We start from the raw sequence: 24,603 nt of genomic DNA on the forward strand, positions 1-24,603 counted from the left end.
CGGTTTGCGGTGTTTCTGGAAGGGGCCTTCTTTTTCCCCACGACTGCGGGAGCAAAAAATGACAACTCCAGAATCCTCGGTCTCACGTCCCGCTGAGGCCACCTTCGGCGCGGCCCGCTGGCCGCAATACGTCGTCGGCCTCGGCGTGCTGCTGACCGGCGCTGCGCTGGCCTTCGGCGCCATCGGCATTTCTTCCGAAGCCGGCTACGGCGGCGTCGGCCCCAACTTCCTGCCCTGGATGGTCTCGATCGTCCTGATGGTCTGCGGCGCGTGGATCACCTGGGAAGCGTTCAGCGGCGGCTTCCGCGAGCTCGACGCGCCCTCCGGTGCCGACACCGCCTACTGGCCCGGCTTCATCTGGGTGGCGGCGGGCCTGCTGCTCAATGCGGCGCTCATCACCAGCATCGGCTTCATCCTGAGCTGCGCGCTGTGCTACCTGCTGGCCGTGCAGGGCCTGCGCCGCGCCGCCGGGCAGGCCAAGGTCAACGCACCGGCCACCTGGGTCACCGACTTGGTGACCGGCCTGGCGATCTCGGCCCCGGTCTTCTGGATGTTCACCAAGTTCCTGGCCATCAGCCTGCCGGGTCTCACCAGCACCGGCTGGATCTGAGCGGAGCCACGCCAAATGGATATCTTCAACGCACTGATGACCGGCTTCGCGGCCGCGATCACCCCCATCAACCTGCTGTGGTGCCTCATCGGCTGTGCCCTGGGCACGGCGGTGGGCGTGCTGCCCGGCATCGGCCCCGCCGTGGCGGTGGCCATGCTGCTGCCGATCACCGGCAAGGTCGACATCACGGCCTCGATGATCTTCTTCTCGGGCATCTACTACGGCGCCATGTACGGCGGCTCGACCACCTCGATCCTGCTGAACACGCCCGGCGAAACCGCCAGCATGGTCACGGCGATGGAAGGCAACAAGATGGCGAAGAGCGGCCGCGCGGGCGCCGCGCTCGCCACCGCCGCCATCGGCTCCTTCGTGGCCGGCACCATCGCCACCGTGGTCGTCACGCTGTTCGCGCCCTTCGTGGCCGACTACGCCGTGCGCCTGGCGGCACCTGAGTACTTCCTCTTGATGCTGCTGGCCTTCACCACGGTGAGCGCGGTGCTGGGCAAGAGCACGCTGCGCGGCATGACGGCGCTGTTCGTCGGCCTGGCCATCGGCTGCGTCGGCCTGGACCAGATCACCGGCCAGGGCCGCTACACCGGCAACATGCCCGAACTGCTCGACGGCATCGAGATCGTGCTGGTGGCGGTGGGCCTGTTTGCGGTGGCCGAGGTGCTGTACGCCGTGCTGTACGAAGGCCGCGTGGTCGAGGGCCAGAACAAGCTGACCCGCGTGCACATGACCGGCCGCGACTGGAAGCGTTCCATTCCCGCCTGGCTGCGCGGCGCGGCCATCGGCACGCCCTTCGGCTGCATTCCGGCCGGCGGCACCGAGATTCCGACTTTCCTGAGCTACGCCACCGAGAAGAAGCTCGCCAAAGACGCCGATGCCAAGGCCGAGTTCGGCACCACCGGCGCCATCGAAGGCGTGGCCGGCCCCGAGGCCGCCAACAACGCCACCGTGACCGCCGCGCTGATCCCGCTGCTCACGCTGGGCATTCCCACCTCGAACACCACGGCCATCATGCTGGGCGCGTTCCAGAACTACGGCATCCAGCCGGGCCCGCAGCTGTTCACCACCTCGGCCGCGCTGGTCTGGGCGCTGATCGCCTCGCTGTACATCGGCAACCTGATGCTGCTGGTGCTGAACCTGCCGATGGTCGGCCTGTGGGTCAAGCTGCTCAAGATCCCGAAGCCGCAGCTGTACGCCGGCATCCTGATCTTCGCGACCGTGGGTGCGTACGGCATGCGCCAGAACACCTTCGACCTGTTCCTGCTGTTCGGCATCGGCCTCTTGGGCGTGGTGATGCGGCGCTTCGACTTCCCGACCGCCCCCGTGGTGGTCGGCATGATCCTCGGCCCGCTCGCCGAAGCCAACCTGCGCAACGCGATTGCCATGGGGCAGGGCAGCCCGATCGTGTTCTTCCAGCGCCCCGAGTCGATCGTGGTGATCATCGCCATCGTCGCCGTGCTGGTGCTGCCGCGCCTGGCCAAGCGCATGAGCGAACGCAAGCTGAAGCGGCTGGCGCAGCTGGACGCCTGACGCGACCGGCTTTCTTTTTCGGTTCACATGCCGCGGGCGATTGGCGCCCGCGGCATTTTTTTTGAATGCGCCTGCGGCGCCAAGGGGCTTGACCGCGCAGTCATCACCGCGTCGCCGCATGTCCCCAGAATGGCGGCTTCGTTCGGGGTACCGCTTGCATCGCCCGCATTCCATGCCCGGTACGGCAGGGGTGTGACGAGGTATTCCCATGAAGAGTCCACAGACTCTGGCCTGGCTGCTGCTTGCGGCCAGCGTGGCGGCGGAAGTCGCCGGCACTATCGCCCTTCGCCATGCCGAAGGTTTCACCCGCCTGTTGCCATCGCTGCTCACCGCCGCCTGCTACGCCGGCGCGATCTGGCTCATGTCGCTCGCGGTACGCGAACTGGATGTGGGGCTGGGCTACGCGGTCTGGGCCGGTGCCGGCACCGCGCTGATCGCGGTCGCCGGCATGGTCTGGTTCGGCGAGGCGGTCACGCTGACGCGCGTGGTCGGCCTGCTGGCCATCGTGGCGGGCGTGGTGGTGCTGAACATCGAGGCGCGGTAGCGGGTTCACCGCTGCCCGCACTCGGAGGTGTCAGCGCTGCGGCGCCTCGACCAGGTCGTCGTCGATGTGCGGATCGGCCGGCTGCCCGCGCACCTTGCGCACGGTGCGGCGGATCCAGTGCTCGATGTCGTCCACGTAGGTGAACACCGCTGGCACCACCAGCAGGCTCAGCACCGTGGAAGTGATCAGCCCGCCGATCACCGCCATCGCCATCGGCGAGCGGAAGCTCGAGTCGGCGGCGCCAAAGCCCACGGCAATGGGCAGCATGCCGGCGCCCATGGCGAGCGTGGTCATGATGATGGGCCGGGCGCGCTTGTGGCAGGCGTCGCGCAGCGCGTCCCAGCGGCTCATGCCGTGGTCGCGGCGCGCCACGATGGCGTACTCCACCAGAAGAATGGAGTTCTTCGTGGCGATGCCCATCAGCATGATCAGGCCGATCAGCGAGGGCATCGACAGCGCCTTCTGCCCGATCAAGAGGCCCACGAAGGCCCCGCCCAGCGCGAGCGGCAGCGCGCACAGGATGGTCACCGGGTGCAGGAAGTCCTTGAACAGCAGCACCAGCACGATGTAGATGCACAACACGCCCGTGAGCATCGCCAGGCCGAAGCTGGCGAACAGCTCGGTCATCACTTCGGCGTCGCCCACCTCGGCGATGCGCACGCCGGGCGGCAGCTTCTGGATCGAGGGCAGGGCCTCGACGGCCGTCTTGGCGTCGCCCAGGCCCACGCCCGACAGCTCGATCTCGAAGTTGACGTTGCGCGAACGGTCGTAGCGGTCGATGACGGCCGGGCCGCCTTCCATCGTGAGCGAGGCCACCTGGCTCAGCATGACGGGCCCGCGCGCGCCCGGCACCGACAGACGCCCGATGAGGTCGAGGTCTTGCCGCGCCGAGTCTTCGAGCTTCACCACGATCGGCACCTGCCGCTGCGCGAGGTTGAGCTTGGCCAGCGCCTGGTCGTAGTCACCCAGCGTGGCCACGCGCAAGGTCTCGGCGATGGCCGAGCTGGTCACGCCCAGGTCGGCGGCGCGCGCGAAGTCGGGGCGCACGGCGATCTCGGGGCGGATCAGGCTCGCGGTCGAGGTGATGTTGCCCAGGCCGGGAATGGTGCGCAGGTCTTTCTCGACCGCGCCCGCGGCGGCCGACAGCGCCACCGGGTCTTCGCCCGTGAGCACCAGGATGTACTTCTCGCCCGAGCCGCCCAGGCCCACGGTGCTGCGCACGCCGGGCAGGGTTTCGAGCGCGGTGCGGATCTCTTTCTCGATCACCTGCTTGCGCGGCCGGTCGCCGCGCGGGTCGAGCTGGATCGTCAGCGTGGCCTTGCGCGTCTCGGGCGTGCCGAAGTTCGCGAACGGGTCGCCGCCGGCGCTGCCGCCCGCCACCGTGGTGTAGACGCTCTTCACGTGGTTGATCTTCATCACGCGGCGGCGCGTTTCCTCGGCCGCGGCCGTGGTCTGCGCCAGCGTGGAGCCCGGCGGCAGTGACAGGTAGACCTGCGTCTGCGAGTTGTCGTCGGCCGGGATGAAGCCGGTCTTGAGCAGCGGGATCATCGCCAGCGAACCGAAGAAGAAGAGGGTGGCCATCACCATCGTCTTGAAGCGGTGGTGCGTGCTCCACTCCACGGCGCGCATGTACCAGCGCAGCCAGCCCGGCTCCTTCTCGGCGCCGACGATGGGCTTGAGGATGTAGGCCGCCATCATCGGCGTGAGCACCCGCGCCACCACCAGCGAAGCGAACACCGCGAGCGAGGCGGTCCAGCCGAACTGCTTGAAGAACTTGCCGGCCACGCCGCTCATGAAGGCCGTGGGCAGGAACACCGCGATCAGCGTGAAGGTGGTGGCGATCACGGCCAGACCGATTTCATCCGCCGCTTCCATGGCCGCCTGGTAGGGCGACTTGCCCATGCGCAGGTGGCGCACGATGTTCTCGACCTCCACGATGGCGTCGTCCACCAATATGCCGACCACCAGCGAGAGCGCGAGCAGCGAGATCACGTTGACCGAGAAGCCCAGCAGGTACATGCCGACGAAAGCCGGAATCACCGACATCGGCAGCGCCACGGCCGAGACGAAGGTGGCGCGCCAGTCGCGCAGGAAGAGCCACACCACGATCACCGCGAGGATGGCGCCTTCGTACAGCAGGTGCAGCGAGCCGTCGTATTCTTCTTCCACCGGATCGACGAAGTTGAAGGCCTCGGTCAACTCGATGTCGGGGCGCTGCACGCGCAGGTCGGCCAGCGCCTTTTGAATGGCGCGGCCCACTTCGACCTCGCTGGCGCCGCGGCTGCGGGCCACCTCGAAGCCGACCACCGGCTTGCCGTTGAGCAGCGCGGCAGCGCGCGGCTCGGCGATGGTGTCGCTGATGCGCGCCACCTGGTCCAGGCGGATGCGGCGGCCGTCGCTCAGCGCGATCTGCATGTCGGCGAGCTGGTCGGCCGACTGCACGGTGGCCATGGTGCGCACCGGCTGTTCGCTGCCGCCCAGGTCGATGCGCCCGCCCGCGCTTTCGGTCTGCACCTGGCGCAGCTGGCGCGAGATGTCGGCCGCCGAGGCGCCCAGCGCCTGCAGCTTGGCCGGGTCGAGGTCGATGTGCACCTGGCGCGTGACGCCGCCCACGCGGTTCACCGCGCCCACGCCGGGCAGCGCGAGCAGCTTCTTGGTGATGTCGTTGTCGACGAACCAGCTCAGCGCCTCGTTGTCCATGCGCGACGAGGCGATGGTGAAGGCCAGCACCGGCTGGGCCGCGAAGTCGAGCTTGGTGACGACCGGGTCGCGCACGTCGGCGGGCAGGTCGGCGCGCACCTTCTGCACGGCCGAGCGCACGTCGTCCACGGCCTCCTGCACGGGCTTCTCGAGGCGGAACTCGACGATCAGCGTGGCGGCGCCGTCCTGCACCTTGGTCGTGATGTGCTTCAGGCCCTGGATGGTGGCGATGGAGTTCTCGAGCTTTCGCGCGACATCGGTCTCCAGCTGTGAGGGCGCGGCGCCCGGCAGCGAGGCGGAGACGGTGACGGTCGGCAGGTCGATGTCCGGGAAGTTCTGCACCTTCATGGCGTTGAACGACAGCAGCCCCCCGAAGGTGAGCAGCACGAACAGCATCACCGCCGGAATGGGGTTGCGTATGGACCAGGCGGAAACGTTCATGGCGTGTTCCTTGTGCTTGCTTATTTAGGCGAAGGCGCGGATGCCCCCGCCTTCGCCGGGGTGGCGGACGCAGGCGTCGCAGCGGGCGTGGCGTCCACCACGCGCACCAGGTCGCCGTCGTTGAGGAAGCCCGCGCCCTGCACCACGATCTGCACGCCCTCGGGCAGGGCGCTGGTGATCTCCACGCGGTCCTTCAGGCGGCGGCCGGTCTGCACCTTGAGCTGCGCCACGCGGCCGTCGGGCAGCAGCGTGAAGACGTTGTTGAAGCCGTCGCGCGGCACGATCGCGCTTTGTGGCACGGTCGGCGCGGAACTGCGGCCGAGCTCGAAGTCGCCGCGCGCGAACATGCCGGCCTTCACGCCGGTGTTCTGCTGCACGTTGGGCAGGTCGACGTAGACCAGCGCCGCGCGCGTCTGCGGGTCGACCGTGGGCGCGATGCTGCGCACCGTGCCCTTCACCTGTGCGCCGCTGGCGCTGACCACGAAGGCCGGCGTGCCCACGGCGACGCGGCCCAGCTCGGCCGAGGTGACTTCGGCGCGCCATTCGAGCCGGCCCTGGCGGATCAGGCGGAACAGCTCGGTGCCGGCGCCCACCACGCTGCCCACGGTGGCGGTGCGCGCGGAGATCACGCCGTCGTCGGGCGCCAGCACCTGCGTGTTGCGCCCGCGCACCTGCTGCGCGGCCAGCACGGCCTCGGCCGCCTCGGCGCGCGCCTTGGCGGTCTGCTCGGTGGTCTGGTACTGGTTGATCTGCTGCTGGCTCAGCGCGCCCGTGGCCTGCAGCGTGCGAGCACGCGCGGCGTTGCCGGCGGCGTCGGCCGCCGAGGCGCGGGCCTCGGCCAGCGAGGCGCGCGCCTGCGCGATGTCGGCCTGCACCGTCTCGGGCGAGAACACCGCGAGCACCTGGCCCTTCTTCACGGTGTCGCCCACGTTGACGCGCACCTCGGCCAGCTTCAGGCCGTTCGATTCGGAGCCGATCACGGCCTCCTGCCAGGCCGCCACGTTGCCGTTGGCGGCCAGCGTGACGGTCAGCTCGGTGGCCTCGGGCTTGGCGACCGAAACGGTCAGGGCCGGGCGCTGGGCGGGGCCTTTCGCGGCGGGTGCGGCCTTGTCGTCGGCCGGCTTGCGGGTGAGCCACAGGCCTGCGGCGACAACGACGACGAGCGCCAGCAGCGCGAGGACAAGGGTGGAACGCTTCATTGTTTTCATGGCGACGTCGCGACCTTGGCGGCCGGGGTGGTGGTCATAGAGGACGATGCTTCGGCGGGGCGGCTCCAGCCGCCGCCCATCGAGCGGTACAGCGAAACCCAGGCTTCGGTGCTCTCGCGCTGTAGCGAGACGCGCGCGGTCTGCGCGGCGAACAGCGTGCGCCGCGAGTCCTCGAGCTCGAACAGGCTGGCCAGGCCGCTGCTGTAGCGGGCCTGGGTGGCGTCGAACGAGGCCTGGTAGTTCTTCACCGCGCTGTCGGCGTCGGTGCTGCGCGCGGTGGTGGCGTCGAGGTTCACCAGGGCTTCCTCGACCTCGCGCACCGCCTGGCGCACGTTGGCGCGGTACAGCGACACGGCCTCGGTGTAGCGCGCCTTGGCAGCCTCGGAGTTGGCCGCGCGCGCGCCGCCGTCGAGCAGCGGCACGGTGAGCGACAGCGGCCCGACCGTCCAGGTGTCGAGCGATTCGCGAAAGCCGCTGGTGCGGATCTGCATGCGGCCGATCGAGCCCGAGAGCGTGAGCTTGGGATAGCGCTCGGCTTCGGCGGAGCCCACCTCGGCGCTGGCCGCGGCCACGCCGAGTTCGGCCGCGTACACGTCGGGCCGTTGCGAGAGCGCCTGCGCCGGCACGCTGGCGATGGCGCCGACCACCGGCAGCGCGCGCTGCGTGGGCGAGGCCGCGAGCTTCTGCGCCAGCGTGGGTTCGTCGAGCCCGCTGAGCGCCACCAGCGCCTTGCGCTGCACCGCGCACAGGGCGCGCTGTTGCGTGAGGCGGCCCGAGGCGTCGGAGGCGCTGGCACGCGCGAGTGCCGCATCGGCCGGTGCGGTGAAGCCGGCGCGCGCCGACAGGTCGGTGAGCCGCGCCGTTTCGCCGCGCGACTTGGCATCCGACTCGGACACGTTCAGCTGCTGCTGGCAGGCGCGTTCGGCGAAATAAGCGTTGGCCGTTTCGGCCGCCACGGCGACGCGGGCGTCGTGCCACTTGGCGGTGGCGCTGTCCAGCTTCTGCTGGGCCGCGTCGCGGTCGGCGCGCAGGCGGCCGAACAGGTCGATCTCCCACTTCGACTGCAGGCCGGCCTGCAGCGTGGTGACCGGCGCGGTGGAGGCGCTGCTGCTGCTGCTCGAAGAACCGCTCGCGCCGAACGACGAGCCCGAGACGCCGCGGCTGGCCGACGCCGTGCCGTCCAGGCTGGGCAGCAGCGCCGCGCCGGCCTGCACGCGCGTGGAACGCGCCTCGGCCACGCGCGCCGCGGCGCTCGCAAGGGTGGGGCTGGCGGTTTCGGCGGCGGCGATCAGCTCGACCAGCAGCGGGTCGTCCAGCTGGCGCCACCACTCGGCCAGCGCGGCGAGCGAGCCGCCGTGGGGCAGGGGCGCGTGCCACTGCGCGGGGAAGGGCGCCTGCACCGCGGCGGGCGGGCGCGTCAGGCCGCAGCCGGCAAGGCCGAGGCCCAGCGGCAGGCTCAGAACAAGTGCAATCCGTCGGAGTCGTCTCATGGCTTCTTTCTCTGCTCGGCGGCCACCTGGCGGCGGCGTGCGGTTTCGGCCTGGACCAGCGCCATCGCGTAGCCCGTGAGCCGGTCGGCCCAGGTGTCGATGGCGCGCGGCGTGCGCAGCAGCGACGGGCGCAGGGCCTCGATGAAATCCTGGCTCACGTACAGCTGCATCGACAGCCCGGTGATCGCGAAGGTCAGGCGGTGGATGTCGTCGTCGGCGCGCGCCACCTGCAGGTGGCGGCACAGCAGCTCGACGATGGCGCGGTGCGGGCCCTTGATGTCGCGCTCCAGCTCCTTGGCCCACTGGCTGGTGGGCTCCAGCATCTCGCGCATGTGCAGCTGGATGCACTGGCGCACGATCTCGCCCTGCTTGAGCGGGTCGATCATGGCCACCATGCAGATGCGCAGCGTGGCTTCGAGCGACTGGCCGGGCACGTTGCAGGCGGCCACCAGGTCGTTCGAATCGCTGCCCATCGGCTCGTTGAAGGTGGCGGAGTACAGCCCCTCCTTGTCGCCGAAGTAGTAGCTGATGGCCGAGACGTTCACGCCGGCCTCGCGTGCGATCTCGCGGATCGAGGTCTTGGCGAAACCGTTCTGGGCGAACAGCCGCAGCGCGGTGTGCAGCAGGCGGTGGCGCGCCTCGGCGCCGTCGCTGCGGGGGGCGCGGCGCGGCGAGGGTACGGGCGTTGGCGTGAGGGGGTCCCTGGCGTTCATCGGCGCGATTAGAGCATGATTGAAATCAAACGATTGATTTACTTAAGGCTTGCTGAAGGCTTTTGTTTTTGGTTGCATGTGGGCCTGCGCGCGGCAGGGGCGGGGGCCGCACACAGTACGATCCGCGCATGTCCGCCGTTCCCTCCGCCGCCGCACCGCCGCCCGCCTTGCCCCTGGACGCCGAAGGCATCCTCGCGCTCGCCGCGCGTTCGATGTTTCATCTGTTTTCGAGCATCAGCCAGGGCATGTTCCTGGTCGACCGCAGCGGGCGCATCGTCTGGGTGAACGAGGGCTACCGCCGCTTCCTGCCGGCGCTGGGTTTCTCGTCCATCGACGAGTTCATGGGCCACATGGTCGAGGACGTGATCCCCAACACCATGATGCGCCGCGTGCTCGAAACGGGCGAGCCGATCCTCATCGACCTGCTGACCAACAAGGCTGGCACCTTCGTCGTGAGCCGCATCCCGCTGCGCGAGGAGCGCGAAGACGGGGAGGGCCTGGGCAAGGTCATCGGCGCCATCGGCATCGTGCTGTTCGACCAGCCCGAGACCACGCTGCAACCGCTCATCAGCAAGTTCGCGCTGCTGCAGCGCGACCTCGACGACGCCCGCCGCGAGCTGGCCAGCCAGCGCAACAACCCGCTGTACCAGCACGCGCCCGACGGCCAGCGCCGTTCCAAGTACACCTTCGCGAGCTTCATCGGCAGCAGCCCGGCGGCCGTGGAGGTGAAGCGCCACGCGCGCCGCGCCGCGCAGTCCACCAGCCCGGTGCTGCTGCTGGGCGAGACCGGCACCGGCAAGGAACTGCTGGCGCATGCGATCCACGCGTCGTCGACGCGCGCCAAGGGGCAGTTCGTCAGCGTCAACATCGCGGCCGTGCCCGACACGCTGCTCGAGGCCGAGTTCTTCGGCTTTGCGCCCGGCGCCTTCACCGGCGCCGACAAGCGCGGGCGCGAAGGCAAGTTCAAGCTGGCCGACGGCGGCAGCCTGTTCCTCGACGAGATCGGCGACATGCCGCTGGGCCTGCAGGCCAAGCTGCTGCGCGCGCTGCAGGAGGGCGAGATCGAGCCGCTGGGCTCCAACAAGCTGATTCCCTTCGACGCCCGCGTGATCGCCGCCACCTCGCGCGACCTGCCCGAGCTGGTGCGCCGCGGCCTGTTCCGCGAAGACCTGTATTACCGCCTCAACGTGCTGCCGCTGCGCGTGCCGCCGCTGCGCGAGCGGCGCAGCGACATCCCGGCGCTGGTCGAGGCGCTGGGCGAAGACATGGCGCTGCGCAGCGGCGAGGCGCCGCCCGAGCTCACGCCCGACGCGCTCGCGCTCCTGGCCGGCCAGCACTGGCGCGGCAACATCCGCGAGCTGCGCAACGTGCTGGAGCAGGTGACGATGCGCAGCGACTCGCAGCGCATCGACGCGGCGCAGCTCGAACGCATCCTGCGCGAAGCGGGGCTGGAGCAGATCGAGGCGCCCGACACCTCGCACAGCCTGCGCGACGTCGACCAGGAGGCGGCGTTGCTTCGGCCGCTGTCGCAGCAGGTGGCCGAGCTGGAACGCAAGGCGATCGCTGCCGCGCTCGAAAGCACCGGCGGCAACAAGCTCGCGACCTCGCGGCTGCTGGGCATTTCGCGCGCCACGTTGTACGAGCGCATGACGGGGATGGGGTTGTCATGAGCGTGAAGGCGCTGCGTTCCACCTTCGGCCCGAACTGCCACTGGTGCGGGCTGCCGATGGACTTCGACGAGCCGCACGGACGCCCCGAGTCGGCCACCATCGAACACCTGCTCGACGCCACGATGGGCGGCGTGCGCCAGAAGAAGCATCGGCGCCTGGCGCACGCGGTGTGCAACCACACGCGCAATGAGCTGCGGATGCGGGCCGAGCGCGAGTTCGAAAGCTGGCTCGCGGCACGCCGCGACTCTGCTGGGAAACCCTGACTGATCAGCAGACAGTTGTCTGAAAATAAGACAGCACGAATGCACTGAAATCAGGCGAAACCGGTTGCGCCCGAATGAGGAAGCCTTTGTTATCAATGGCTTAGATGGGTGGCACGAACTGTGCAATATTCAGTCACCTTTATCAGGAGACAAGACATGCACCGTCGCCACCTCATCGCCCTGGCCGCCCTGGGCGCCACCGTCGCCACCATGCCCGCCTGGGCTCAATCGAACGAGATCCGCATCGCCCACGTCTACAGCAAGACCGGCGCGCTGGAGGCCTACGGCAAGCAGACGCAGACCGGCCTGATGATGGGCCTGAACTACGCCACCGGCGGCACGATGATGGTCAACGGCAAGAAGCTCGTGGTCATCGAGAAGGACGACCAGGGCAAGCCCGACCTGGGCAAGTCGCTGCTGGCCGCCGCGTACTCCGACGACAAGGCCGCGCTCGCCGTCGGCCCGACCGCTTCGGGCGTGGCGCTGGCCATGCTGCCGGTGGCCGAGGAGTACAAGAAGATCCTGATCGTCGAGCCCGCCGTGGCCGACTCGATCACCGGCGACAAGTGGAACAAGTACATCTTCCGCACCGGCCGCAACTCGAGCCAGGACGCCATCTCCAATGCCGTGGCCATCGACAAGGCCGGCGTCACCGTCGCCACGCTGGCGCAGGACAACGCCTTCGGCCGCGACGGCGTGAAGGCCTTCGGCGCCGCGCTGAAGAAAGCCAAGCTCGCGCACGAGGAATACCTGCCGCCCGCCACCACCGACTTCACGGCCGGCGCGCAGCGCCTGATCGACAAGCTCAAGGACCAGCCGGGCCGCAAGATCATCTGGATCGTCTGGGCCGGCGCGGGCAACCCGTTCAAGATCGTGGACCTCGACCTGAAGCGCTACGGCATCGAGATCGCCACCGGCGGCAACATCCTGCCGGCCATGGCGGCCTACAAGTCGCTGCCGGGCATGGAAGGCGCGGCCTACTATTACTTCGGCATTCCGAAGAACCCGGTGAACGAGGCGATGGTCGCGGCCCACTACAAGGAATTCAAGACGCCGCCGGACTTCTTCACGGCCGGCGGTTTCTCGGCCGCGATGGCAGTGGTGACGGCGCTGAAGAAGACCAACGGCGACACCGGCACCAACAAGCTCATCAGCACCATGGAAGGCATGAGCTTCGACACGCCCAAGGGCAAGATGACCTTCCGCAAGGAAGACCACCAGGCGATGCAGTCGATGTACCACTTCAAGATCAAGGCCGACCCCGCGTTCGCATGGGGCGTGCCCGAGCTGGTGCACGAGATCAAGCCGGAAGAGATGGACATCCCCATCAAGAACAAGAGGTAAGAGCTCGCCCCCAGGCTGCGCGCACTTCGTGTCGCTACGCCAACCCCCTACCGGGGGCAACACCAGCGGCCCGGCAAAGCCGGTTCCGCGGTGTTCACTTGAACATGCGGCGACTCAGAAATCGCTGCTTCCCTTTTCGCCCCGGATGGCCGCCGGGCGAAGCGCCAGCCTGCGTCCGCGCAAGTTGCCGCGCTCCACGGCCGATTCGTCAGTCTGCAAGCAAGCGTTCGATCAAACACAACAGAAGGAGACAGCGATGCCAGCGATGCGATGGAACAACTGGAAGGGGTTTGCCGCAGCAGCGGTGATCACGGCGGCGGCGCAGGCCGCGACGGCGGCCGTGCCGCTGCCGGCACTGGGCGCCAACCCGGCGGAGGTGAGCGTGTCCGGCCTGTCGGCCGGCGGCTTCATGGCGGTGCAATTGCACGTGGCCTATTCGGCCACCTTCAAGCGCGGCGCGGGCGTGGTCGCCGGCGGTCCGTACTACTGCGCCGAAGGCTCGGTGGTCAATGCCACCGGGCGCTGCATGACGCACAGCACCAGCATCCCGGTCTCCACGCTCGTGAGCACCACCAACAGCTGGGCCGCCAGCGGTGCGATCGACCCGGTGTCGAACCTCACGAACTCCAAGGTCTACCTGTTCTCGGGCACCTCCGACAACACCGTCAAGCAGCCGGTGATGGACGACCTGAAGACGTATTACCAGAGCTTCGTGCCGGCCGCCAACACGGTCTACAAGAACAACCTCGGCGCGGGCCACGCGATGGTCACCGACGACTACGGCGGCGCCTGCAGCACCACGGCCGCGCCGTACATCAACAACTGCGGCTTCGACCTCGCGGGCGAGATCCTCACGCAGCTGTATGGTCCGCTGAACCCGCGCAACAACGGCGCGCTGGGCGGCACCTTCACCGAGTTCAACCAGTCGGAGTTCGTCACCGGCCACGGCGTGGCCGCCACCGGCTGGCTCTACGTGCCGCAGGCCTGCACCACGACCTCGTGCCGCGTGCACCTGGTGCTGCACGGCTGCAAGCAGAACTACACCGACGTGAGTGACCAGTACGTGAAGAAGACGGGCTACAACCGCTGGGCCGACACCAACAACATCATCCTGATCTACCCGCAGACCAGCACCGCGGCCACCAACAGCTGCTGGGACTGGTGGGGTTACGACAGCGCCAACTACGCCAAGAAGTCGGGCCCGCAGATGGCCGCCATGAAGGCCATGATCGACCGCGTGACCGGCTCGGCCGGCGGCGGCGGGCTGCCGGCGCCCACCGGCGTGGGCACCTCGGGCGCGACCAGCAGCAGCATGGTGATCGGCTGGGCCGGCGTGTCGGGCGCTTCGGGCTACAACGTGTACCGCGGCGGCAGTAAGGTCAACGCCTCGCCGGTGACGAGCACCAGCTACACCGACACCGGCCTGGCCGCGTCGACCACCTACAGCTGGACCGTGGCCGCGCTGAACGCGAGCAACGTCGAAGGCGCGATGTCGGCGGCCGCCACGGGCGCGACCACGGCGGGCCCGGGCGGCGGGGGCACGTGCTACACCGCGAGCAACTACACCCACACCATCGCCGGACGCGCCTATGCGCTGTGGGGGCTGACCTATGCCAACGGCTCGGGCCAGTCGATGGGCCTGTGGAACATCTACGCCATGACCACGCTGAAGCAGACGGGCACCAACTACTACGTGATCGGCACCTGTTGAGGTCGTTCACCCACTTCTGATTTTTCGATTCGCAAGGACCTTTCCACAATGCTTGAGACCCGGGATCTGACCATCCGCTTCGGAGGGCACGTGGCCGTCAACAGCGTGAGCTGCGCATTCGCGCCAGGCACGCTGACGGCCATCGTCGGCCCCAACGGCGCGGGCAAGACCACTTACTTCAACCTGATCTCCGGGCAGCTCAAGGCCACGGCCGGCACGGTGTCGCTCGACGGGCAACCGTTGTCGCACCTGTCGCCGTCGGCGCGCACGCACGCCGGGCTGGGGCGCGCGTTCCAGCTCACCAATCTGTTCCCGAACCTCACGGTGCTGGAGAACGTGCGCCTCGCGGTGCAGGCCACGCGCGCCGGCGCGCACCGCCACGGGCTCAATCTGTGGAGCATCTGGAGCGACCACAAGGCGCTGACCGAACGCGCCGAGCAGATCCTGGCCGACGTGGCGCTGGAGCCGCGCGCTCGCGCCACGGTGGCCAGCTTGCCGCACGGCGACCAGCGCAAGCTCGAGGTGGCGCTGCTGATGGCGCTCGAACCCAAGGTCTTCATGTTCGACGAGCCCACGGCCGGCATGCACGCGGCCGAGGCGCCCGTCATCCTCGACCTGATCCGCAAGCTCAAGCAGGACAAGACCAAGACCATCCTGCTGGTCGAACACAAGATGGACGTGGTGCGCGAACTCGCGGACCGCATCATCGTGCTGCACAACGGCACGCTCGTGGCAGACGGCGAACCGGCCGAGGTGATCGCCTCGCCGGTGGTGCAGGAGGCCTACCTGGGCATCGCGAAGGAGGCCGCATGAGCACCGACAACCTGTTGACCCTGGAAGGCGTGCAGACGCACATCGGGGCGTACCACATCCTGCACGGCGTCGACCTGGCCGTGCCCAAGGGCCAGCTCACCATGCTGCTGGGCCGCAACGGCGCAGGCAAGACCACCACGCTGCGCACCATCATGGGCCTGTGGCATGCGTCGCAGGGCAGGGTGCAGTTCGCCGGCAAGGACATCACGGCCCTGCACACGCCGCAGATCGCCGAACTCGGCGTGGCCTACGTGCCCGAGAACATGGGCATCTTCTCCGACCTCACGGTGAAGGAGAACATGGTGCTGGCCGCGCGCGGCGCCAAGAACGCCGACGCCATCGACGACACGCGGCTGAAGTGGATCTTCAAGCTCTTTCCCGCGGTCGAGAAATTCTGGAACCACCCGGCCGGCAAGCTGTCGGGCGGACAGAAGCAGATGCTGGCCGTGTCGCGCGCCATCGTCGAGCCGCGCCAGCTGCTCATCATCGACGAGCCCAGCAAGGGCCTGGCGCCCGTGATGATCAACAACATGATCGAGGCCTTCGGCGAGCTCAAGGCGAGCGGCGTGACGATCCTGCTGGTCGAACAGAACATCCACTTCGCCCAGCGCCTGGGCGACACCGTCGCGGTGATGGACAACGGCCGCGTGGTGCACAGCGGCTCGATGGCCGCGTTCTCCGCCGATGCGCAACTGCAGCAATCGCTGCTCGGACTCGCCCTATGAAACTCGACTTCGACTGGAAGCCACTGCTTCTTGCCCCCATCCTCGCGCTCGTCGCGTTGCCGCTCACCGGCTCGGTCTCGACCTGGCTCACGCTCACGGTGGCGGGCCTGGCGATGGGCATGATCATCTTCATCATCGCCTCGGGCCTCACGCTGGTGTTCGGCCTGATGGACGTGCTTAACTTCGGCCACGGTGTGTTCATTGCGCTGGGCGCCTTCGTGGCCAGCAGCGTGCTGGGCCTCATGGGCGACTGGACCGGCTCGGGCGAGCTGTGGCGCAACCTCGTGGCCGTGTTCCCGGCCATGCTCGCCGCGATGGCGGTGGCCGGCGCCATCGGCCTGGCCTTCGAGCGCTTCATCGTGCGGCCGGTGTACGGCCAGCACCTGAAGCAGATCCTCATCACCATGGGCGGCATGATCATCGGCGAAGAGCTCATCAAGGTGATCTGGGGCCCGGCGCAGATTCCGCTGCCGCTGCCCGAGGCGCTGCGCGGCTCGCTGCTGATCGGCGACGCGGCCATCAGCAAGTACCGCCTGCTCGCGGTGGCCGTGGGCGTGGTGGTGTTCGGCGTGCTGGCCTGGACGCTGGGCCGCACCAAGATCGGCCTCTTGATCCGCGCCGGCGTGCAGGACCGCGAGATGGTCGAGTCGCTGGGCTACCGCATCGGGCGCCTGTTCGTGGGCGTGTTCGTGGTGGGCAGCGCGCTGGCCGGCCTGGGCGGCGTGATGTGGGGCCTGTTCCAGCAGAACCTGGTGCCGCAGATGGGCGCGCAGGTCAACGTGCTGATCTTCATCGTGATCATCATCGGCGGGCTGGGTTCGACCGGTGGGGCGCTGCTCGGCGCGCTGCTGGTGGGGCTCATGACCAACTACATCGGCTTCCTGCTGCCCACGCTCACGCAGTTCGCGAGCATCTTCCTCATGGTGGCCGTGCTGCTGTGGCGCCCGCAGGGCGTGTACCCCGTGGCGAACCGTTGAGGAGAAAGCCGTCATGTTCCTGAAACGACTTCTTTCCAACGACATGCCGCGCAGCCGCCTGCTGGCGCTGCTGCTGCTGGCCCTGTTCCTGGCGCTGGCCTTCGCGCCGTTCCTGTTCCCGGGCGTGAAGGCGCTCAGCGTCGCGGCCAAGATCCTGGTGTTCGTGGTGCTGGTCGCGAGCTTCGACCTGCTGCTGGGCTACACCGGCATCGTGAGCTTCGCGCACACGATGTTCTTCGGCATCGGCGCCTACGGCATCGCCATCTCGGCCTCGCGGCTGGGGCCCAACTGGGGCGCGGTGCTGGTGGGGCTGGGCGCGTCGCTCGCGATCTCGCTGGTGCTCTCGCTGGCCATCGGCCTCTTTTCGCTGCGGGTGCGCGCGATCTTCTTCGCGATGATCACGCTGGCCGTGGCCTCGGCGTTCCAGACGCTGGCCTCGCAGCTGTCGGACTTCACCGGCGGTGAAGACGGTCTGACCTTCAAGCTGCCCGAGCTGATCTCGCCGAGCTTCGAGTTCGCCGAAGAGCCGTTCCTCGGTGTCTCGCTCGACGGGCGCCTGCTGTGCTACTACCTGCTGTTCGTGGCGGCGGTGGTGCTGGTGCTGGCGATGCTGCGCATCGTGAACTCGCCCTTCGGCCGCGTGCTGCAGGCCATCCGCGAGAACGAGTTCCGCGCCGAGGCCATCGGCTACCGCGTGGTGGTGTACCGCACCACGGCCGCCGTGCTGTCGGCGCTGTTCGCCACGCTGGCCGGCGCGATGCTCGCCATCTGGCTGCGCTACAACGGGCCCGACACCTCGCTGAGCTTCGAGATCATGATCGACGTGCTGCTCATCGTGGTGATCGGCGGCATGGGCACGATCTACGGCGCGGCCATCGGCGCGGTGCTGTTCGTGGTGGCGCAGAGCTACCTGCAGGACCTGCTGCGCCTGGGCAACGAGGCGGCCAGCGGCCTGCCGTGGCTCGCGGCGCTGCTGTCGCCCGACCGCTGGCTGCTGTGGCTGGGCGTGCTGTTCGTGCTGTCGGTCTACTACTTCCCGACCGGCATCGTCGGCAAGCTGCGGGCGAGGGCGGCGAAATGAGCGACGGCAACAACAACAGCACCATGACGCCGACATCGCACTACGCACAACTCGCAGGTCGTGAAATTCACTGGCTCGATTGGGGCGCCGCCAACGCCCCCGTCGTCATCGCCTGGCACGGCCTGGCGCGCACCAGCCGCGACATGGACGAGTTGGCGCAGCACTTCGCGGCGCGAGGCTTTCGCGTGATCTGCCCCGACACCCTAGGCCGCGGCCTGAGCCAGTGGAGCCCGTCGCCCGACGAGGAATACACGCTCGCGTTCTACGCAAGGCTGGCCAATGCGCTGTGCGACGAGTTGCGGCTGGGCCGCGTGCACTGGGTGGGCACTTCGATGGGCGGCGCGATCGGCACGGTCTGCGCGTCGGGCCTGTTCGAGCCGCGCATGAAGGCGCGCATCGCCAGCCTCACGCTCAACGACAACGCGCCGCAGCTCGCGCAGGCCGCCATCGAGCGCATCCGCGCCTATGCCGGCGACCCGCCGGCCTTTGCCACGGTGGCCGAGCTGGAGGCCTTCTTCCGCACGGTCTACAAGCCCTACGGCTGGCTCAGCGACGCGCAGTGGCGCCGCCTGACCGAAAGCTCCACGCGCCGCCTGGCCGACGGCCGCGTCACGCCGCACTACGACCCGGCCATGGTCAAGCAGTTCAGCGCGCACGACAACGACTACCTGATCTGGCCGCACTACGACGTGATCGAGGCGCCGGTGCTGTGCCTGCGCGGCGCCGAGTCCGACCTGGTGCTGCCGGAGGTGATCGACGAGATGCACCGGCGCGGGCCGGGCGCGGCCGGGCGTCTGCAGGTGATCGAGGTGCAGGGCTGCGGCCACGCGCCCGCGCTCAACGTGGCGGAACAACTGGACCCGATCGAAGGGTTTATCCGCGCGGCCGGTCGTTGAAGGCATGGCCGGATCACAATCCGGCCGACTTCAACTCCAAGATCACCTCGCCATGGCCCTCTCGATGTACGACCTGTCCGTGCCGGTTTTCACCCGCGGACTCGGGCAACTCACCCACCTGCTCGACAAGAGCCTCGCGCATGCGAAGGCCCAGGGCATCGATCCGGCGACGCTGGTCGAGGCGCGGCTGGCGCCCGACATGCTCACGCTGGCCGGCCAGATCCAGCGCGCGAGCGACGCCTCCAAGCTGGGCACGGCGCGCATCGCGGGCATCACGGCCCCGAGCTTTCCCGACGAGGAAAAGACCTGGGACGAGCTGCTGGCGCGCATCGTGAAGACGCAGGAGTTCCTGGCCGGCGTGGACCGCGCGCTCATCGATGGCCAGGAAGAGCGCCCCGTGACCATCAAGGCGCGCGAAGGCGAGGCGCACTTCACCGCGCAGCGCTACCTGCTGCAGTTCGCGCTGCCGAATTTCTTCTTCCACGTGACCACCGCCTACGACGTGCTGCGCCACAAGGGCGTGCCCATCGGCAAGCTGGACTACCTCGGCCGCTTCTGAGTTCGCTCAGGCGCGGCGGGCCGCCAGCGCGTACATCAGCGGAATGCGCGGCATGCCTTCGGGCGGGGCCATGCGCCGTCCGCCGAGTTCGCGCATGCCCTCGAAGGGCTTCCAGCCGTTGGTGTACGGGTACTCCTCGAAGCGCTCGATGGCCAGGCCCGCCTGCGCGAGCGCGGTCGTCACCTGGCCCACGCCCCAGGTGAACTCGAAGCTCGGGTGCGGGTTGCGAAAGCCTTGCACGCCGGGCACCGGTCGGTCGTCCGGCATGAGGCCGTCGCCCGATTCGGCCACGTAGTCGCCCACGCCTTCCTCGGGCACAGGCGCGTCGTTGAAGTAGTCGTAGTGGAACTTCCACTGCGGGTCGAACACCAGCGCGAATGGATGGAACTCGACGATCACGAAGCGACCGCCGGGCTTGAGCAGCTGTGCCACGCCGCGCGCCCAGGCGCCGATGTCGGACAGCCAGCACAGCGTGCCGTACGAGCAGAACACGAGGTCGTGGCGCTCGCCGCGCGCGGCGGCGGCCTCGAAGTAGTCGTAGACGTCCGCACGTTCGAAGCGCGCCGCGACGCCCGACTCGGCCGAGAGCCGGGTGGCGAAGTCGATGGCCTCGTCGGAGATGTCGACGCCGGTCACGCGGGCGCCGCGGCGCGCGATGCTCAGGCTGTCCTGTCCCGCGTTGCACTGCAGGTGCAGCACCGACAGGCCGTTCACGTCGCCGAGCAGGGCGCTTTCCTCGGGGAACAGCGTGGAGCCGCCCGCGCGGAAGAAGGCGGCCTGGTCGCCCTTGTGGCTGTTGTGCGCCACCGTGGCGGCGTTCCACGACTGGCGGTTGGCTTCGTGCAGGTCTTTCTTCATGGCGTGGTCGTGTCGGGGCGGGTGGGCCAGCCCGCCAGGTGGCGTTCGGCGATGCCCGTGAGCGCGGTGATCCACGCCGGGCTGTCGTTGAGGCAGGGGATGTAGCCGAAGCGCTCGCCGCCCGCGTGCAGGAAGGCTTCGCGGCCTTCCATGGCGATCTCTTCGAGGGTCTCGAGACAGTCGGCCGGAAAGCCCGGGCACACCACGTCGACGTGCTTCACGCCGCGCGTCCCGAGTTCGCGCAGGGTGGGCTCGGTGTAGGGCTCCAGCCACTTGGCGCGGCCGAAGCGCGACTGGAAGGTCGTGCGGTACTGCGTGGACGCCAGGCCCAGCCGCGCCGCAAGCAGGCGCGCAGTCTCGAGGCACTGCGCCTCGTAGGGATCGCCCAGCGCGATGTTGCGCGCGGGAATGCCGTGGAAGCTCATCACCAGCAGCTCGCCGCGGCCTTCGGTCTTCCAGTGCTTCTCGATGCCTTGCGCGAGCGCCTCGATGTAGGCGGGGTCGTCGTGGTACTGGTTGACGAAGCGGAACTCGGGCACGTGGCGCTGGCGGCGGCTCCAGGCGTTCACGGCGTCGATCACGCTGGCCGTGGTGGTGGCCGAGTATTGCGGGTAGGCCTGCAGCACCAGCACGCGCGTGGCGCCTTCGGCTTGCAGCGCATCGAGCCGCGAGGCGATCGACGGGTTGGCGTAGCGCATCGCGTCGCGCACCGTCACGCGGTGGCCGCGCTCGCCGAGCCAGCCGGCCAGCAGGGTGGCCTGCTTCTGCGTCCAGACCTTGAGCGGCGAGCCCTCGGGCAGCCAGATGCTGGCGTACTTCGCGGCCGACTTCGCGGGCCGCGTGCGCAGGATGATGCCGTGCAGGATCAGCGCCCACAGCGCCCTGGGAATCTCGACCACGCGCGGGTCGCCCAGGAAGTCGGCGAGGTAGGGGCGCACCGCGGCGGCGGTGGGGGCATCGGGTGAGCCGAGGTTGCACCAGAGCACGGCGGCGCGGTCGTTCTTGCTGTACTGGCTGTCTTGGGAGGCGAGAGGCATGCGATATTCTCAGGTATGAATTCCGCTTCCCCGGCGCCCGGCGGCGCCACGCCGCTCGACATCTCGCGCATCTCGGCGATCACGCTCGACCTCGACGACACCCTGTGGCCGATCTGGCCGACCATCGAACGCGCCGAGCGCGTGCTGCACGAATGGCTGCTGCGCGAGGCGCCCAAGACGGCCTCGCTGCTGCTCACGCCGGGCGTGCTGCGCGAGCTGCGCGAAGCCACCGCCAAGGAGCGCTCCGACCTCGCGCACGACCTGAGCGCGCTGCGCCGCGAGTCGATCCGCACGGCGCTCGTGCGCGCGGGCGAAGACCCGGCGCTGGCCGATCCGGCCTTCGACGCTTTCTTCGAAGAGCGCCAGCGCGTCACGCTGTACGACGACGCGCTGCCGGCGCTCAAGTGGCTCAGCGAGCGCTACCCGCTGGTGGCGGTGTCGAACGGCAACGCCGACATCCACAAGACCGGCGTCGGGCGGTGGTTCCGCACCGCCTTCAATGCGCGCGCGTTCGGCAGCGGCAAGCCGCATGCGCCGATCTTCCGCGCCGCGGCGGCCTCGGTCGGCCTGCTGCCGAAAGACGTGCTGCACGTGGGCGACGATGCCGCGCTCGACGTGGTGGGCGCGCTCAACGCCGGCATGCAGGCCGCCTGGCTGGTGCGCGACGAGCGCCCGTGGGAGCACGGCGCGCGTCCGCAGCTGATCGTGCCCAACCTGCACGCGCTGTGCATCGCGCTGGGCGCCTGAACCTCCGCGGTCAGCGGAACACGGGTCGGAAGAAGCTGCGTTCGTAGCTGACGATGCAGCGGGTTTCCTCCGCATAGCGGAAGGCGGCCTGGCAGTCGGCGTCCTGCATCGAGTCGGCGCGGTAGGTCTCGTACGCGGCCAGGCTCGGGAAGCTGAACATCGCCAGCGCCACGTTGTTCGCGCCTTCGGACGGCAGGAAGTAGCCGTGGTGCTGGCCGCCGAACTTCTCGACCAGCGGAATCCAGAGCTTGCCGTAGTGCTCGAATTCCTTGAGCTTGAAGGGATCGACGATGTAGCGCAGGTAGCAGGTGATCATGGGTGAGGAATGTCAGGGGACTATCGGCGCGGCCCGAGCGGCGCGCGGCTGCCCGGACTATAGTTTTGCGACGGCCTCCTTTCATTGCTTTCGCGCGAATTTCCTCCCATGCATCTCTCCACCTGGCTCCTCTTTTGCGGCGTGACCCTGGTCGTCGCCTTCACGCCCGGTCCGGCCGTGCTGCTCGCGGTCTCCAACGCCATCTCCGTCGGCCCGCGTCGCGCGATGATCAGTTCGCTGGGCAACGCCTGCGGGCTCTTCCTGGTCTCGGCCGCTGCGATGGGCGGGCTGGGCGTGGTGCTCAACACCTCGGCCACGGCCTTCATGGTGCTGAAGGTGGCGGGTGCGGGCTACCTCGTGTACCTGGGCATCCGGCAGTGGCGCAGCCGCACGAGCGTGTTCGCCGAGCTGCAGCCGTCGGCCGCGCCGGCACCTTCGCGTTCCGCGCGCCGGCTGTTCGGGCACGGCGTGACGGTGGCGCTGACCAACCCGAAGGGCATCCTGTTCTTCTCGGCGCTGTTCCCGCAGTTCCTCACGCACGACGCGCCGATCCTCACGCAGTTCGCCGTGCTCACCACGACCTTCGCGGCCGGCTCGGTGCTGGCGCATGGCTCGTACGTGCTGCTGGCGCGCCTGCTGAAGAAGCAGTTCGCGAACCCGAAGCGCGCGCAGCTGTTCAACCGCGTGTCGGGCGGCGCCTTCGTGCTGCTGGGGTTGAGCCTGCTGCGCCTGCGCAACAAGACGGCCTGAGAACGCCGCCGACTTTCTTCAGTCGAGCCCGAAGCGCTCGCGCAGTGCCGCGCAGAAATCGGCGGTGCCGCTGAGCGAGAGCGTGAGGGTGTCCAGGCGTGGGTTGTCTTCCCGCGTGCGCTGCACGTCGCAGTCCCACACCGCACCGTCGTCGAGCGCGCCGCGCGCACCGGGGAAGGTGGCCTCGGCCCAGGCCAGCACCTGCGCGATCTCGGCTTCCACCTCGGGCGTGCGCTCGGGTGGGGTCGAGGCCATGGCGTCGAAGGTGCCGTGGTCTTCGGTGTCTTCGCTGTAGTCGAAATCCAGGTAGCGCAGGGTCGTGGTCATGGGGTCACGGCGTGGTAAGTGCGCGCGCGACGGCCAGTCCGTTGAGGACCGCGCCTTCGAGCGTGGCGGGATAGGGGCCTTCGGTGTAGTCGCCGCAGGCCTGCAGCCCCGGCGCGATGGCGGCCGGCGGGCGGGCCAGGCCGGGCGTGCAGGCGAAGGTGGCGCGCTTTTCGACCACGGTCTGGATCGGCGTGAGGCCGGGCTGCCCGAGCTGCGCGCCGGCTTGCGCGAGCACCTGTTTCTCGAGCGTCTCGCGGGGCGTTTCGTTGGCGCTCACGACGAAGGCGAGCACGCCGGCCGGCCCGCCGAGCTGGCCGCGGTCGAACACGAACTGGGCCGGCGCGCTGCCCGGCTGGCTGCGCAGCGCAAGCATCGGCTCGGCCAGCGGCGCCGCGCCGCGCACGTAGACCGTGGCAATCGCCTCGAAGCGCAGCGATTCGGTGACGTTGCACCAGCGCGATGCGGCCGGCAGGCCGGTGGCACGCACGAGGCGCGCCGCGTCCCAGGGCGCGCAGGCCAGCACGGCCTGGTCGAAGACCTCGTCATCGACGCGCCACCGGTCGCCCTCGGGCGCGATGGCGCGCACGCGGTGCCCGATGCGTGCGGTCGCGTCGTGCCGGGCGAGCCAGGCCAGTGCGGCATCGGGCAGCAGGGCGCCGAGGTCCACGCGCGGCAGCAGCAGGTCGGCACCGCCGCGCCCGCTGAACAGCGCGTCGTGCAGCACGCGCAGGAACACCTGGCCGCTCGATTGCGGCACGGGCGTGTTGAGCGCCGAGACGCACAGCGGCTCGATGAGTTCGTGCATCACGCGCGGCGTGAGGCCGGCGCACAGCGTGGCGACGCTGGTGCCGGGCGCGCAGCGAAAGCCCGCGAGGCGCCAGCGCACGGCGGTGACCAGCAGCGCGGCCTTGTCGCGCCATCTCCAGCCGCGCGCGGTGAAGATGCCGATGAGCAGGTCGAGCGGCGGCGGCCGGCCCGCGGGCAGCTGCAACCCGCCGCCGTCGGCAAAGCGCAGCGACAGCGGCAGGCGCTGCAAGGCGGTGTCGACATCGACCCCCACGTCGCGCACGAGCGCCAGCGTGGCGGTGTAGGCGCCGATCAGGATGTGCTGGCCGTTGTCGAGCGCCATGCCGTGCATGTGATCGACCCGCCGCGCCCGCCCGCCGGCCATCGGCGCGGCCTCGAACAGGGTGACGGCGTGGCCGAGGCGCGTGGCCTCGACGGCGCAGGCCAGGCCGGCCCAGCCGGCGCCGATGACGGCGAGCCTCATGGGCACGAAGGGTG

At 69.2% G+C, this 24,603-nt stretch carries 24 protein-coding genes; 15 read left to right on the forward strand and 9 right to left on the reverse strand.

Annotation, left to right across the window (positions count from 1 at the left end; translation table 11 throughout):
• Positions 1 to 58 precede the first annotated feature (58 nt).
• From AC1RL8_RS00580 to AC1RL8_RS00590, 3 genes are all read left to right on the forward strand, one after another.
• Positions 59 to 610 (forward strand): tripartite tricarboxylate transporter TctB family protein, encoded by a 552-nt coding sequence (locus tag AC1RL8_RS00580; RefSeq protein WP_492685511.1) that lies wholly within the window; start codon positions 59 to 61, stop codon positions 608 to 610.
• A 15-nt stretch (positions 611 to 625) separates the two neighbouring features.
• Positions 626 to 2,149, forward strand: coding sequence for a tripartite tricarboxylate transporter permease (locus AC1RL8_RS00585; protein WP_492685512.1), 1,524 nt, complete (start codon positions 626 to 628; stop codon positions 2,147 to 2,149).
• Positions 2,150 to 2,357: 208 nt separating this feature from the next.
• Positions 2,358 to 2,693 carry a DMT family transporter gene (locus AC1RL8_RS00590; RefSeq protein WP_095745062.1) on the forward strand — a complete coding sequence of 112 codons (336 nt, stop codon included), beginning with the start codon at positions 2,358 to 2,360 and terminating at the stop codon, positions 2,691 to 2,693.
• A 30-nt stretch (positions 2,694 to 2,723) separates the two neighbouring features.
• Here the strand turns inward: AC1RL8_RS00590 and AC1RL8_RS00595 are convergent, their stop codons facing one another.
• From AC1RL8_RS00595 to AC1RL8_RS00610, 4 genes are read right to left on the reverse strand one after another with little or no spacing between them, the layout of a single operon-like run.
• Positions 2,724 to 5,834: an efflux RND transporter permease subunit gene (locus AC1RL8_RS00595; RefSeq protein ID WP_369632618.1), complete on the reverse strand. Its 3,111-nt coding sequence runs from the start codon at positions 5,832 to 5,834 to the stop codon at positions 2,724 to 2,726.
• 20 nt (positions 5,835 to 5,854) lie between these two features.
• Complete coding sequence (locus AC1RL8_RS00600; RefSeq protein WP_492685513.1) at positions 5,855 to 7,042, reverse strand: efflux RND transporter periplasmic adaptor subunit; 1,188 nt, start codon at positions 7,040 to 7,042, stop codon at positions 5,855 to 5,857.
• On the reverse strand, positions 7,039 to 8,532 hold the full coding sequence (locus tag AC1RL8_RS00605; protein ID WP_492685514.1) for an efflux transporter outer membrane subunit: 1,494 nt from the start codon (positions 8,530 to 8,532) through the stop codon (positions 7,039 to 7,041). Before AC1RL8_RS00605 ends, AC1RL8_RS00600 begins: the two co-directional genes overlap by 4 nt.
• Positions 8,529 to 9,245: a TetR/AcrR family transcriptional regulator gene (locus AC1RL8_RS00610; RefSeq protein WP_492685515.1), complete on the reverse strand. Its 717-nt coding sequence runs from the start codon at positions 9,243 to 9,245 to the stop codon at positions 8,529 to 8,531. Before AC1RL8_RS00610 ends, AC1RL8_RS00605 begins: the two co-directional genes overlap by 4 nt.
• A 128-nt stretch (positions 9,246 to 9,373) precedes the next feature.
• Here AC1RL8_RS00610 and AC1RL8_RS00615 point away from each other — a divergent pair, with 128 nt between their 5' ends.
• The 10 genes from AC1RL8_RS00615 (at position 9,374) to AC1RL8_RS00660 (ending at position 19,284) form a co-directional block, all read left to right on the forward strand.
• The gene (locus AC1RL8_RS00615; protein ID WP_492685516.1) at positions 9,374 to 10,915 is read left to right on the forward strand and encodes a sigma-54 interaction domain-containing protein; all 1,542 of its coding nucleotides are present in this window, start codon (positions 9,374 to 9,376) and stop codon (positions 10,913 to 10,915) included.
• A complete protein-coding gene (locus tag AC1RL8_RS00620) occupies positions 10,912 to 11,178 on the forward strand; it encodes a hypothetical protein (RefSeq protein ID WP_492685517.1) in 267 nt (88 codons plus the stop codon). Before AC1RL8_RS00615 ends, AC1RL8_RS00620 begins: the two co-directional genes overlap by 4 nt.
• A gap of 156 nt (positions 11,179 to 11,334) precedes the next feature.
• Positions 11,335 to 12,522, forward strand: a complete 1,188-nt coding sequence (locus AC1RL8_RS00625) for a substrate-binding domain-containing protein (protein ID WP_070060448.1) — start codon at positions 11,335 to 11,337, stop codon at positions 12,520 to 12,522.
• 256 nt (positions 12,523 to 12,778) lie between these two features.
• Positions 12,779 to 14,233 carry an extracellular catalytic domain type 2 short-chain-length polyhydroxyalkanoate depolymerase gene (locus tag AC1RL8_RS00630; protein ID WP_492685518.1) on the forward strand — a complete coding sequence of 485 codons (1,455 nt, stop codon included), beginning with the start codon at positions 12,779 to 12,781 and terminating at the stop codon, positions 14,231 to 14,233.
• Positions 14,234 to 14,281: 48 nt separating this feature from the next.
• Positions 14,282 to 15,046 (forward strand): ABC transporter ATP-binding protein, encoded by a 765-nt coding sequence (locus AC1RL8_RS00635; protein WP_492685519.1) that lies wholly within the window; start codon positions 14,282 to 14,284, stop codon positions 15,044 to 15,046.
• On the forward strand, positions 15,043 to 15,771 hold the full coding sequence (locus tag AC1RL8_RS00640; protein ID WP_070060450.1) for an ABC transporter ATP-binding protein: 729 nt from the start codon (positions 15,043 to 15,045) through the stop codon (positions 15,769 to 15,771). Before AC1RL8_RS00635 ends, AC1RL8_RS00640 begins: the two co-directional genes overlap by 4 nt.
• On the forward strand, positions 15,768 to 16,748 hold the full coding sequence (locus AC1RL8_RS00645; protein ID WP_062475880.1) for a branched-chain amino acid ABC transporter permease: 981 nt from the start codon (positions 15,768 to 15,770) through the stop codon (positions 16,746 to 16,748). Before AC1RL8_RS00640 ends, AC1RL8_RS00645 begins: the two co-directional genes overlap by 4 nt.
• A gap of 13 nt (positions 16,749 to 16,761) precedes the next feature.
• Positions 16,762 to 17,829 carry a branched-chain amino acid ABC transporter permease gene (locus AC1RL8_RS00650; protein ID WP_062475876.1) on the forward strand — a complete coding sequence of 356 codons (1,068 nt, stop codon included), beginning with the start codon at positions 16,762 to 16,764 and terminating at the stop codon, positions 17,827 to 17,829.
• Between the two features lie 23 nt (positions 17,830 to 17,852).
• Positions 17,853 to 18,725 (forward strand): alpha/beta fold hydrolase, encoded by an 873-nt coding sequence (locus AC1RL8_RS00655; protein ID WP_492685707.1) that lies wholly within the window; start codon positions 17,853 to 17,855, stop codon positions 18,723 to 18,725.
• Between the two features lie 52 nt (positions 18,726 to 18,777).
• Entirely contained in the window at positions 18,778 to 19,284 is a 507-nt protein-coding gene (locus AC1RL8_RS00660) for a DUF1993 domain-containing protein (protein ID WP_492685520.1), read from the forward strand.
• A gap of 6 nt (positions 19,285 to 19,290) precedes the next feature.
• Here the strand turns inward: AC1RL8_RS00660 and AC1RL8_RS00665 are convergent, their stop codons facing one another.
• On the reverse strand, positions 19,291 to 20,142 hold the full coding sequence (locus AC1RL8_RS00665) for a class I SAM-dependent methyltransferase (protein WP_492685521.1): 852 nt from the start codon (positions 20,140 to 20,142) through the stop codon (positions 19,291 to 19,293).
• A complete protein-coding gene (gene hemH / locus AC1RL8_RS00670) occupies positions 20,139 to 21,179 on the reverse strand; it encodes a ferrochelatase (protein WP_492685522.1) in 1,041 nt (346 codons plus the stop codon). The genes AC1RL8_RS00665 and hemH overlap by 4 nt, the downstream gene beginning before the upstream one ends.
• A 15-nt stretch (positions 21,180 to 21,194) precedes the next feature.
• Here hemH and AC1RL8_RS00675 point away from each other — a divergent pair, with 15 nt between their 5' ends.
• The gene (locus tag AC1RL8_RS00675) at positions 21,195 to 21,926 is read left to right on the forward strand and encodes an HAD family hydrolase (RefSeq protein WP_492685523.1); all 732 of its coding nucleotides are present in this window, start codon (positions 21,195 to 21,197) and stop codon (positions 21,924 to 21,926) included.
• A gap of 10 nt (positions 21,927 to 21,936) precedes the next feature.
• Here AC1RL8_RS00675 and AC1RL8_RS00680 read toward each other — a convergent pair whose 3' ends face one another.
• Entirely contained in the window at positions 21,937 to 22,242 is a 306-nt protein-coding gene (locus AC1RL8_RS00680) for an NIPSNAP family protein (RefSeq protein ID WP_062475864.1), read from the reverse strand.
• 108 nt (positions 22,243 to 22,350) lie between these two features.
• Here AC1RL8_RS00680 and AC1RL8_RS00685 point away from each other — a divergent pair, with 108 nt between their 5' ends.
• Complete coding sequence (locus AC1RL8_RS00685; RefSeq protein ID WP_062475861.1) at positions 22,351 to 22,992, forward strand: LysE family translocator; 642 nt, start codon at positions 22,351 to 22,353, stop codon at positions 22,990 to 22,992.
• A gap of 18 nt (positions 22,993 to 23,010) precedes the next feature.
• On the opposite strand, the gene AC1RL8_RS00690 is transcribed toward AC1RL8_RS00685, so the two are convergent.
• Together AC1RL8_RS00690 and hpnE are read right to left on the reverse strand one after the other, a co-directional pair.
• Entirely contained in the window at positions 23,011 to 23,319 is a 309-nt protein-coding gene (locus tag AC1RL8_RS00690; protein ID WP_095745072.1) for a hypothetical protein, read from the reverse strand.
• 4 nt (positions 23,320 to 23,323) lie between these two features.
• Positions 23,324 to 24,589: a hydroxysqualene dehydroxylase HpnE gene (gene hpnE / locus AC1RL8_RS00695; RefSeq protein ID WP_492685524.1), complete on the reverse strand. Its 1,266-nt coding sequence runs from the start codon at positions 24,587 to 24,589 to the stop codon at positions 23,324 to 23,326.
• Between the last annotated feature and the right edge of the window lie 14 nt (positions 24,590 to 24,603).

This window comes from Variovorax sp. GW822-FHT04E09, assembly GCF_058800845.1.

Coding starts and splice junctions, on each gene's coding strand:
- AC1RL8_RS00580 (WP_492685511.1), top strand. CDS start 59: ATGACAACTCCAGAATCCTCGGTCTCACGTCCCGCTGAGGCCACCTTC.
- AC1RL8_RS00585 (WP_492685512.1), top strand. CDS start 626: ATGGATATCTTCAACGCACTGATGACCGGCTTCGCGGCCGCGATCACC.
- AC1RL8_RS00590 (WP_095745062.1), top strand. CDS start 2,358: ATGAAGAGTCCACAGACTCTGGCCTGGCTGCTGCTTGCGGCCAGCGTG.
- AC1RL8_RS00595 (WP_369632618.1), bottom strand. CDS start 5,834: ATGAACGTTTCCGCCTGGTCCATACGCAACCCCATTCCGGCGGTGATG.
- AC1RL8_RS00600 (WP_492685513.1), bottom strand. CDS start 7,042: ATGAAAACAATGAAGCGTTCCACCCTTGTCCTCGCGCTGCTGGCGCTC.
- AC1RL8_RS00605 (WP_492685514.1), bottom strand. CDS start 8,532: ATGAGACGACTCCGACGGATTGCACTTGTTCTGAGCCTGCCGCTGGGC.
- AC1RL8_RS00610 (WP_492685515.1), bottom strand. CDS start 9,245: ATGAACGCCAGGGACCCCCTCACGCCAACGCCCGTACCCTCGCCGCGC.
- AC1RL8_RS00615 (WP_492685516.1), top strand. CDS start 9,374: ATGTCCGCCGTTCCCTCCGCCGCCGCACCGCCGCCCGCCTTGCCCCTG.
- AC1RL8_RS00620 (WP_492685517.1), top strand. CDS start 10,912: ATGAGCGTGAAGGCGCTGCGTTCCACCTTCGGCCCGAACTGCCACTGG.
- AC1RL8_RS00625 (WP_070060448.1), top strand. CDS start 11,335: ATGCACCGTCGCCACCTCATCGCCCTGGCCGCCCTGGGCGCCACCGTC.
- AC1RL8_RS00630 (WP_492685518.1), top strand. CDS start 12,779: ATGCCAGCGATGCGATGGAACAACTGGAAGGGGTTTGCCGCAGCAGCG.
- AC1RL8_RS00635 (WP_492685519.1), top strand. CDS start 14,282: ATGCTTGAGACCCGGGATCTGACCATCCGCTTCGGAGGGCACGTGGCC.
- AC1RL8_RS00640 (WP_070060450.1), top strand. CDS start 15,043: ATGAGCACCGACAACCTGTTGACCCTGGAAGGCGTGCAGACGCACATC.
- AC1RL8_RS00645 (WP_062475880.1), top strand. CDS start 15,768: ATGAAACTCGACTTCGACTGGAAGCCACTGCTTCTTGCCCCCATCCTC.
- AC1RL8_RS00650 (WP_062475876.1), top strand. CDS start 16,762: ATGTTCCTGAAACGACTTCTTTCCAACGACATGCCGCGCAGCCGCCTG.
- AC1RL8_RS00655 (WP_492685707.1), top strand. CDS start 17,853: ATGACGCCGACATCGCACTACGCACAACTCGCAGGTCGTGAAATTCAC.
- AC1RL8_RS00660 (WP_492685520.1), top strand. CDS start 18,778: ATGGCCCTCTCGATGTACGACCTGTCCGTGCCGGTTTTCACCCGCGGA.
- AC1RL8_RS00665 (WP_492685521.1), bottom strand. CDS start 20,142: ATGAAGAAAGACCTGCACGAAGCCAACCGCCAGTCGTGGAACGCCGCC.
- hemH (WP_492685522.1), bottom strand. CDS start 21,179: ATGCCTCTCGCCTCCCAAGACAGCCAGTACAGCAAGAACGACCGCGCC.
- AC1RL8_RS00675 (WP_492685523.1), top strand. CDS start 21,195: ATGAATTCCGCTTCCCCGGCGCCCGGCGGCGCCACGCCGCTCGACATC.
- AC1RL8_RS00680 (WP_062475864.1), bottom strand. CDS start 22,242: ATGATCACCTGCTACCTGCGCTACATCGTCGATCCCTTCAAGCTCAAG.
- AC1RL8_RS00685 (WP_062475861.1), top strand. CDS start 22,351: ATGCATCTCTCCACCTGGCTCCTCTTTTGCGGCGTGACCCTGGTCGTC.
- AC1RL8_RS00690 (WP_095745072.1), bottom strand. CDS start 23,319: ATGACCACGACCCTGCGCTACCTGGATTTCGACTACAGCGAAGACACC.
- hpnE (WP_492685524.1), bottom strand. CDS start 24,589: ATGAGGCTCGCCGTCATCGGCGCCGGCTGGGCCGGCCTGGCCTGCGCC.